Source organism: Atopobium sp. BS2, assembly GCF_000565075.1.
In the GTDB taxonomy this organism is placed as follows: Bacteria; Actinomycetota; Coriobacteriia; order Coriobacteriales; family Atopobiaceae; genus Lancefieldella.
Genome location: NZ_JDFG01000016.1, coordinates 1 through 9,474, shown reverse-complemented (window position 1 = coordinate 9,474; position 9,474 = coordinate 1). Strand labels below are relative to the sequence as shown.

Genomic DNA, 9,474 nt, shown 5'->3' with positions numbered 1-9,474 from the left:
TAAAATGCCCACATTTGAGCAGAATATCTGACTTAGGTGTGTTCCGTAGATACAGAATTTATCGATAGTTAAATTTCTTATATAAGTCTATTCATGTTTAAGCATATTAGATGAAGTTTATGCATAGAGATGCATATCAGGTAGTGCGACCACCTAGCTGCCTGGCTATCTAGATTAGAAACATGTCAGTTCTTCAACAGAACCTACCAAAGCTGCGCTATTTTGTGCGCCAGGCCTAAAAGCCGACGCTAACGCGCTGCAGAATCATAATCACCCGCATATGAACTGCCTCCCATTTCTTATGTCCAAGAAATGGGAGGTAGTTCACAGGCGGCTGTTTTCTTGTAGCGAATACGTAGGGCGAGAAGGGCTTCTCGCCTCGTGCGTTTAGGTTACAGCAATGGCGGGTCTGCAAAAAATCCCTGGTCATCAAGGAGATGCGAGCTGTCAGCAGCCTCAGTGGCCAGCTGATCGCAGCGCTCATTAAGCGGATGACCTGCGTGACCCTTAACCCACTTGAAGCTCACCTCATGGTCTTCCATAGCAGCAAGCAGGCGCTTCCAAAGGTCTACGTTTTTGACCGGTTCTTTAGATGCCGTTTTCCAGCCTTTTCTAATCCACCCCGAAACCCATTTTTGATTAAACGCATCAACTACGTACTTGGAATCGGAATAGAGCTCTACCTGACAAGGACGCTTAAGGGCCTCAAGTGCAACAATGACGCCAAGAAGTTCCATGCGGTTGTTTGTGGTAGTTTTATAACCTTGGCTGAACTCTTTTGTATGCTGCTGGCCGGAGGGATCGGTATATAGAAGCACGGCCCCATAGCCACCAGGACCAGGGTTTCCTCGAGACGCACCGTCTGTATAGACTGTGACGTGCATGTATGAGGTTGTAGCCTCCATACCAAATCTCCTCTAGAACGTGTTGCTTACGTGTTTACTTTGCCTCAGCCCAATTGGAACCATAGCTGACATCGGCAATTAGAGGAACACGCAGGGTAACAACGTCTTCCATGGTCTCTTTTACCAGCGTAGAGACTGTCTCAATCTCTGACTCTGGAACTTCCAAGTCAAGTTCGTCGTGAATCTGAAGAATTAGCTTTGACGTAAGGCCTTCATCACGCAGGCGTTTCTCGACATTAATCATTGCAATCTTGATAATGTCTGCCGCACTTCCCTGCATAGGGTGATTCATTGCAGTGCGCTCACCGAAGGCAATGAGCTGGCGATTTGACTGGTTGAACTCTCTAATGTGGCGCTTGCGGCCGTACATGGTAATCGCATAACCAGTCTCGTGAGCAGTGCGGACGGAATCGTCAAGGTATGCTCGAACACCAGGATATGCATCAAAGTAGCGGTCAATCATCTCTTGTGCTTCCTTGCGGGAAATCTTAAGAGACGTTGCCAAACCAAAGGCCTGCTGACCATAGACAATGCCAAAGTTAACTGCCTTAGCACGGCTACGAAGCGCTGGAGTGACCTCTTCAACAGGTACGCCAAAGACACGGGCGGCAGTTGCGGCGTGGAAGTCAGCACCAGAGTTAAATGCTGCTACCAGGTGCTCGTCAGCCGAGAGATGCGCAAGCAGGCGAAGCTCAATCTGAGAGTAGTCGCAGGCGAGAAACACACTGCCCTCGGGAACGGTAAAGGCAGTGCGAACACGATGTCCAAGCTCAGAACGGGTAGGAATGTTCTGCAGGTTTGGATCAGAGCTGGAAAGTCTACCTGTTGCAGCAACAGTCTGGTTGAACGTGGTGTGGATACGCTTATCGCCACGAATAAGTGCAGGAAGCGCATCGAGATAGGTTGATTTGATCTTGGCGCGCTCACGATATTCAAGGACGTCAGCAACAATCTGGTACTCCTGCGCCAGCTCTCCTAGAACTTTTGCGTTGGTGGAGTAGAAACCAGTGCGCGTCTTTTTGAGGCCATAGGTTGGAAGTTTAAGCACGTCAAACAAGATATGAGAAAGCTGGCTTGGAGAATCCAAGTTGAAATCTTCACCTGCAGTCTGGTGAATACTTGCCACGCGCTGCGCAATATCTTCCGCTAGCTGGGCAGACTGCTGAGCAAGTTTTTGAGGATCAACGTAGAGACCACGACGCTCCATTGCGGCAAGGACCGGTAGAAGCTGCATTTCAAGCGCAGCAAACAGCTCATATGAGCCATCGTCTTCAAGCTTTTTAGTCAGTACAGGAAAAAGGTTTCTTGCAGCTACTGCTCTTAATGCTGCTGCAGGGATCTCATCTGTAGGCTCAGGAAGCTCAGAGCCAAAGTACAGTTCAACCAAGCCATTAATATCAAAACTTGAACGATCAGACTCAAGTAGATAGGCAGCAACGCCTGTGTCAAAGAGGCGATCAGAATCAATGGTTTCAATATCCATCTTCTGTGGCTCAGACGAATCAACAGGGCTTACCTCGTGCAGCAGCGCCTTGACATCGTCTGCAGCAACACGGGCTTCTCGCAAAATACGCAAGAGTGCAGCAGTTGCATTTTCTCCCTCAAACTTAAGAAGTGCCTTTTCTGTAGACACCCAAAGTGTGCGAGAAAGGCTAAAGAGTGCTCCAGCGTCCGCCGCAGAATCCTCTGCAACGCCAATCCACTCTTGGTTCTCAAGAGCAGCGGTCAGAGCAGCAGATGCGTCTCCTGCCTGCAAATACTCTGACGGAATAGGAAGCGCAGGTGTCGCAGAGGCGGTTTGTGCAACTGAACCAGCGGCAGAGCCACCAGCCATGCGAGCAAGCCTTGAGGTCATGCCCGTAAAGCCCAAAGCCGAGAAAGCCTTGACCACGTCATTTGGATCAAACGTTGGGAACTGAGCATCTTCCAGGTTGATATCAAGCGGCGCATCAGTGCGAATAGTAGCAACCTTACGGGAGAGCAGCGCGTCATCAATATGAGCGCGAAGGTTTTCTCCCACCTTACCCTTGACCTCGTCAGCATGGGCAATAACCTCGTCAAGCGAGCCATACTCCACAATCAGCGCAGCGGCTTTCTTGGGGCCAATTCCGGGAACGCCCGGAATGTTGTCGGAAGAATCTCCCTTAAGACCATAGAAATCTGGAACAAGCTCAGGCGTAATACCTGCATAGAGATCTGCCACAGTCTCTGGTGTCATAATTGAGACGTCAGAGACGCCCTTGCGCGTAGAGACAATCTTGACGTTTTCTGTGGAGAGCTGATACATATCGCGGTCACCCGTGAAGAGCAGCATCTGATAACCCTCTGCCTCACCGCGGCGGGCAAGGGTACCCAAGATATCGTCGCCCTCCCAGCCTTCAAGCTGGCAGACAGGAACATCCAGCGTCTTGAGCAGCTCCTTGACTATGGGAAACTGTGCGTGCAAAGCAGGGTCCATAGGAGGACGCTGGGCCTTGTACTGAGGCAACATATCAATGCGAACCTGTGGCTTGCCCTTATCAAACGCACAAATGACACCATCTGGCGAGAAGGACTCAACAAGTTTGATAAACATGTTGAAGAAGCCAAACAGCGCGCCAGTTGGCGTACCATCTGGAGCTGCCATTGGCTGACGGATTGCATGGAACGCTCTGTGCATGAGTGAGTTTCCGTCAATAACTGCAATGGTTCTGCGCGGTTTAGCTGCATCTTCTTTAGCTGACGTAGCGTCGTTTTGATCTGTAATATCAACTGGCATAGTAGTATCAGACATACCTGCTCCTCTTTGTTTGTGTACCTCTATTGTACTAAGACTTTCTTCGCTTATGCGCGCCAGAGCCTCCGGAAACAAAGCCCACGTCTCTTCTAGCGGCGACTAAATTTTTTGTAATCGTTATGTTTCTGTTTGCATCCTCGCCACCCTCTCAGTGGCAAACGTGCGAAAATAACAACCAACATAACGTGCCTAGCACGCGAGAAAACAGACTAACTGCCAGCATTTACCCACAAGGAGGGGCTGTGGCTCACGACAAAGTTTCTCAGGAATTTGGCTCACTTCTCTTTACCGACGCAGACATGCAAGAACGCCTGCCAAGGCCAACGTACAAGAAACTTCGTAGTGTCATCCAGGACGGCAAACCGCTTGACCTCGACATTGCAAACGAGGTTGCGCATGCCATGAAAGAGTGGGCGCTAGAAAAAGGCGCTACTCACTTCACCCACTGGTTCCAGCCTCTCACAGGTATTACTTCCGAGAAGCACGACAGCTTTATGACTCCTCAGGGAAACGGCACTATTTTGATGTCCTTCTCGGGAAAAGAGCTGGTACAGGGCGAACCTGACGCATCAAGCTTCCCTTCTGGCGGTCTGCGTGCCACTTTTGAGGCTCGCGGTTACACGGTTTGGGATCCTGCAAGCCCAACTTTCATCAAAGATGAAGTCCTCTGCATTCCAACAGCATTTATTTCATACACCGGAGAAGCTCTGGATAAGCGCACTCCTCTGCTTCGTTCCCAGGTTGCCCTAGAGAAGCAGGCCAAGCGCGTTCTTGCACTTTTTGGACAAGAGCCTTCTCGCGTTGTTACAAACATTGGCCCTGAGCAGGAGTACTTCCTTATCAAAGAGGAAGACTTTGAGCAGCGCCCTGACCTTATTCTGTGTGGTCGTACCCTCTTTGGTTGTGAGCCAAGCAAGGGCCAAGAGCTTGATGAGCACTACTTTGGCGCCATTCGTCCAACCGTCAATAACTTTATGAAAGAGCTTGATGACGAGCTCTGGAAGCTAGGCATTCCTGCAAAAACCAAGCATAACGAGGTTGCTCCTTGCCAGCATGAGCTTGCACCTGTCTTTGAGCAGGGAGCACTTGCTATTGACAACAACCTTCTAACCATGGAGAAGCTTAAGCTTCTTGCTCCTCACCACGGCCTTGCCTGCCTTGAGCACGAGAAGCCCTTTGAGTACGTCAATGGCTCCGGTAAGCACGACAACTGGTCACTCTCCGCAGATAACGAGAACCTGCTTGAACCTGGCGATAAGCCTGGCGAGAACCTCCGCTTCCTAGTCTTCCTTGCGTGCCTTGTTGCCGCTGTTGACTCTCATGCAGACCTTCTGCGCATGTCGGTTGCATCTGCTGGAAACGATCACCGTCTTGGCGCAAACGAGGCTCCACCAGCGATTGTCTCAGTCTTTTTGGGTGCTGCGCTTTCTGTAATTGTTGATGACCTCATCACTGGCTCTGATGTTCACGGTGCAAAGCGCACTCGTATGGATCTTGGCGTTCCAACACTTCCTGCGGTTCTTAGGGACAACACGGATAGAAACCGTACCAGCCCCTTTGCGTTTACTGGTAACAAGTTTGAGTTCCGTATGTGCGGCAGCCAGCAGAACCTCTCTGATCCTAACGTCATTTTGAACACCATTGTTGCCGAGCAGTGTGACCGCTTTGCAAACGATCTTGAAGACGCTTCTGAGGAGAACTTTACCAAGGAAGCTTTGAGGTGGGTTATTGATACCTTCAAAGCTCACGAGCGCATCCTCTTTGAAGGCAATGGCTACTCAGGCGATTGGGAGAAACTTGCCGAAGAGCGCGGCCTTCCAAACCTCCGCACCACCCCTGAGGCGCTTCCTGCAATGGTTGCTCCAGAGAACATTAAGCTCTTTGAGCGCTACGGTGTTCTTTCCCAGGCAGAAGCACAAGCTCGCTACGTTGCAAAGGCAGAGCAATACGCTAAGGTTCTCAACATTGAGGCTCGTACTATGCTGTATATGACGCGCCACATGTATCTGCCTGCCCTCTTTACCTACTCAAGTGATGTTGCCTCTTCAGTTGCTGCTAAACAGGCTATTGGTATCAAGAGCGTTGCAGAAACAGAGATTGTTGAGAGGCTCACTGCAGGTATTGACGAGATTTACGCAGCTACCAACAGCCTTGATGAGATCAATACCACAGCTCACCAGATGAAGGATCAGCCTCAGGAGCAGTGCGAATACTACTGCAATGAAGTTCTTCCTGCCATGGCCCGCCTGCGCAGCGCCGTTGACTCCATGGAGCTCATCTGCGGACATGACTGGTGGCCAGTTCCTAGCTACAACAAGATGCTCTTCTACGTCTAGTTCTTCATCAGAGCTTCTTGGCGAGAAACCCGGTCTTCTCGCCACTCCACCTATAAAGCAAAACGGCTCAGTTTACCTGGGCCGTTTTTTGTATTCAAACTCTTACGATGTGGCAAAGATTATGCGTCGACCAACTTGCTGTATGCAGCATGAACGTCTTCGAGCTTGATGAGATTGCCTTCAGCATCGGTAGGAGCAGGAGCTATCTGCATTGATTCGCTCACTACAGTTAAATTAAGGCGGCTTGCATACCAGGGAGTTGGCGTTCCCTCAATAACTGGCGAGAAGAACGAGTCCATTTCTCCCATGTGTTCAGCAGAATCTCGTTTAGTAATAAATTCCTGCCATAAATACGCTGAATACGTATGTTTTGACCCCTGACATACAAATGACCTTATCGTAGAGAAATAAGAAGTGCCTGGCAGAATGACTGAAAGATTATCAAAATCGTCTTTAGTAATTGCCCTATACGCAGCGCTCAGCGGACAAACACAAGCCCTATACTTGCCAAATCCTGTGTCTCTAATAGCTTGATAGGTGCTCTCAGAAAATGCGTCAACATTTTCAAAGAGACTTTGGATAATTTGAGCGCCTTTATCCAGACCATACTGTCCTAAAAAGAGCGATTCAAACTTCTTGCCCGCATACGTAAGTGCGGGGTCAGGAATAACATACCTTCCACGCAGGCCTTCTGTAAGAAGGTCGGTCCATTCGTGAGGACGCAAAATCTTTTTCTCATTAAGGCGTTCTTGATTTACCAGTAAAACCAATGGATCTGCAGCGTAGGCGTACCATTGTCCAGTGGTGTCAAAAAACTCAGGGCGCACGTACTGGTCTGTTGAAGAAACTTCAAACGGTTGACAATATGCGGAAGTCTCAAAATTTTGCATGAGAGCTTCGCTTGCCAAGAAAATGACATCGGGTTTCTCAAAACCCCAATCAGTACCAGATTTGGTATCAGAAGTTTCAGACTCCAAACTCTTACCAGAAGTATATGTTTGCTGAATAAACTCCTGAATTTCTTCCTCCGTTGCCTCACCCACCGTAACAGGCATAGAAAACATTCTTGAATATGTTTCTACCAGGGGCTTTACCGCATCTTTGGAAGTACATAAAAGATTGAGGGAGCCCTCTCGTTGCGCAAGTTGAATAAGCGCTCGAGCGTAGCCTGGAACTTTTGAATTAAGCTGTGGAGGAAGAAGCTCCTGCTGAACATAAGAAATTCCTGGACTCAAAACGTTTGCTACCGTAGCTATTACAGGTGCAGCAACCGCCGAGACAGCCAGGATAATAAATGAGGTTCTAGTAACAGAAGTGGCAGTTGGTGGAGTGATCTTCTCATCAGGGTCTTTTGGTCCAAAAGTTTTATGCATCTTCTGGCGCAGACAATCTGGGATAAACTTCACGCTACCTCCTTACCTGCTACATAATCCGTCTGGTCAAACAGATTTTATCCAAAAAAGGCTTTTAGTCCAATCAGGATAAGTACTATACCGCCCACCATCTCGGCACGGTCACCCAGAAGAGAGCCAAGTTTTTTGCCAATGAACAGAGCAATGGTACAGAGAATTGCAGTAATAATGCCAAAGAGCGCCGAGGCAACCAAGATGTCTACACTATGTGCCCTAAAACTTACCCCAACAGCAAATGCGTCGATTGCTGTAGCAACAGCTTGAAAGAGCAGCTTTCCAAAAGAGAGCGTCGTAGCACTTTGCTGGGCTTCTTCCTCATCTTCCTCAGAAGCGTCTTCTTTGAGCGCCTTATAGCCGCTGTACAGCATGTTTGAACCGATGAAGCCAAGGATGACTAAAGAGACCATTCCTGCATACTTTTCAATCAATTCTGCTGCAATGCCGCCAACAAAATAACCGGCAAGAGGCATACCAAACTGAAAGAGGCCAAAGAAAAGAGGCATGCGCATGAGGCGAGAAAACCTATGGTCATCGAAGGCAAAAGTATTAGAGATGGTGACAGAGAACGCATCTGTTGCAAGCGCCACACCAAGCAGAAAAATTTCCAGTAGACCCATGTGTGAGTTCCTAGGTATCATTAAATCTTGTAACACAAAGATGAAATTTTAACGCCTATGAGCGTTTTTCAGCTACTCTTATACTGAAAAACTACAAGGAGTGTTATGCCTGCTTTAATAACCCACTATCTGTTTGGTGCAGAGGTGGTTCATGATTTACCACAAGAGCTTGTTGCAACTGACGCAGAGGTCAATGCGTTCTTGCTTGGAAACCAGGGACCTGATCCTTTCTTGGCTCGTCATCTAGCCTGGCCAAACCACTCACTTGCCTGCAATAGGCTGCATCGTCGTATGCACGCAGGCCATATTGTTGACGCATTTTTATCCATTCGCGATGGGGTTTCTCGCCTGCCGCAGAGCGACATGCCAGCTGGGCGTGCGTTTGCGCTTGGCCTCTTAGCACACTACGCACTAGATAGAATTGTCCATCCGTTTGTGTATTCCCAGCAAGATGCGCTGATTGAGGCGGAACCATCTCTCAAAAATGCCTACAGAGAGCTCCATCCTATTATCGAAACGGATTTGGATTCATATCTTCTTTGGCACATGCGCCACACTACCGTTGAGACGTTTCCACCAGCTGAGGTGCTTGAAGCCATTGAATCCACCAAACACGTTGGTGGCGCGCTTTTCTCGCAAGTAGCGCTTCAGGTATTTGGCCTTAATGTTGGCGTTGGTGAGTACGAGAAAGCCCTCCAGGACTACGCTCGCATTTACCACACGGTAGAGCGCACTGATCCTAAATACACTACCAAGCTTCCTGACGTTTTATACAAGACCGAGAAGTTCATGCGTCCTTCAAACAATTCGTACGTTGCCGCAATGGCTCACCGTATTGTTATGACTGAGGACTTCCCTACCGCTAATCTCAAGCGTCTTCCCTGGAAAGAGCCTTACACAGGAGAAATTAAGACTGAATGTATTCTTGATCTTATGGATGAAGCTCGTGAGTTCTACAAAGAGCTTGTTCAGGCAACTATCTTAGGTCAAAGAATCACCCTGGAAGAGCTGGTCGACGGTATCAATTACATGGGCAAACCCGTTGTAGAAATGGTTGATGACGAGGACTAACTCACGGCAAAATACAAATGTGTTGAGCATTCAAACACGTAAGAGAAAAGCGGCTACCTTTGAACTGCCTCCCATTTCTTGGACACGAGAAATAGGAGGCAGTTCAAAACACACCTAAGTCGGATAATCTGTTAAAAAGACGTATACATGACGCGGAAATTACCACAAACATGCAGATTATCGTCATTAGATGTGTAAAGTGCCCGCATCTGAGCAGAATATCCGACTTAGGTGTGTTCCGTAGATACAGAATTTATCGATAGTTAAATTTCTTATATAAGTCTATTCATGTTTGAGCATATTAGATGAAGTTTATGCATAGAGATGCATATCAGGTAGTGCGACCGCCTAGCTGCC

General features: G+C 48.4%; 6 protein-coding genes. 2 read left to right on the top strand and 4 right to left on the bottom strand.

Going from position 1 to position 9,474, the window contains the following annotated elements; genetic code table 11:
- Positions 1–392: 392 nt before the first annotated feature.
- Together rnhA and polA are read right to left on the bottom strand one after the other, a co-directional pair.
- Positions 393–905: a ribonuclease HI gene (rnhA, locus tag HMPREF1492_RS02145; RefSeq protein WP_084054963.1), complete on the bottom strand. Its 513-nt coding sequence runs from the start codon at positions 903–905 to the stop codon at positions 393–395.
- 34 nt (positions 906–939) lie between these two features.
- The gene (polA, locus tag HMPREF1492_RS02140; RefSeq protein ID WP_084054962.1) at positions 940–3,678 is read right to left on the bottom strand and encodes a DNA polymerase I; all 2,739 of its coding nucleotides are present in this window, start codon (positions 3,676–3,678) and stop codon (positions 940–942) included.
- Positions 3,679–3,923: 245 nt separating this feature from the next.
- On the opposite strand from polA, the gene HMPREF1492_RS02135 reads away from it, so the two are divergent.
- On the top strand, positions 3,924–6,017 hold the full coding sequence (locus HMPREF1492_RS02135; RefSeq protein WP_035435465.1) for a glutamine synthetase III family protein: 2,094 nt from the start codon (positions 3,924–3,926) through the stop codon (positions 6,015–6,017).
- Between the two features lie 119 nt (positions 6,018–6,136).
- Here HMPREF1492_RS02135 and HMPREF1492_RS02130 read toward each other — a convergent pair whose 3' ends face one another.
- Together HMPREF1492_RS02130 and HMPREF1492_RS02125 are read right to left on the bottom strand one after the other, a co-directional pair.
- Positions 6,137–7,423, bottom strand: a complete 1,287-nt coding sequence (locus tag HMPREF1492_RS02130; protein ID WP_035435463.1) for an ABC transporter substrate-binding protein — start codon at positions 7,421–7,423, stop codon at positions 6,137–6,139.
- Positions 7,424–7,467: 44 nt separating this feature from the next.
- Positions 7,468–8,046 carry a manganese efflux pump MntP gene (locus HMPREF1492_RS02125; RefSeq protein ID WP_035435461.1) on the bottom strand — a complete coding sequence of 193 codons (579 nt, stop codon included), beginning with the start codon at positions 8,044–8,046 and terminating at the stop codon, positions 7,468–7,470.
- 105 nt (positions 8,047–8,151) lie between these two features.
- Here HMPREF1492_RS02125 and HMPREF1492_RS02120 point away from each other — a divergent pair, with 105 nt between their 5' ends.
- Entirely contained in the window at positions 8,152–9,117 is a 966-nt protein-coding gene (locus HMPREF1492_RS02120) for a zinc dependent phospholipase C family protein (protein ID WP_035435460.1), read from the top strand.
- The last annotated feature ends 357 nt before the right edge of the window (positions 9,118–9,474 follow it).